This is a genomic window from Motilimonas sp. 1_MG-2023, from assembly GCF_030547455.1.
GTDB lineage: Bacteria > Pseudomonadota > Gammaproteobacteria > Enterobacterales > CBDFNC01 > Motilimonas.
Genome location: NZ_JAUOPX010000302.1, coordinates 1 through 234 on the forward strand (window position 1 = coordinate 1; position 234 = coordinate 234).

Here is a 234-nt window from a genome sequence, read left to right on the forward strand (position 1 = left end):
CCGCTCAGACACAACAGTTAACCCGATGCACCCAGAGCAGGCGACAATGTTAGTCACAACGGGGGTTTATCAATACAGTCGTAACCCTATGTACTTAGGTTTTTTGGCCTGTTTGCTTACTTGGGCTTTTTATTTACAAACCCTGAGCGGTTTTTTTGCCGCACGCTTATTTGTGCTGTACATGAACCAGTTTCAGATTAAAACCGTGGTAATGGCTCTTTCTCGAATATTTGG

General features: G+C 44.0%; 1 protein-coding gene. It reads left to right on the forward strand.

All coding sequences use genetic code 11. From position 1 onward, the window contains the following. Positions 1-234: isoprenylcysteine carboxylmethyltransferase family protein (locus Q4519_RS22140; RefSeq protein ID WP_303516147.1), on the forward strand; the 234-nt coding region annotated here is incomplete at both ends.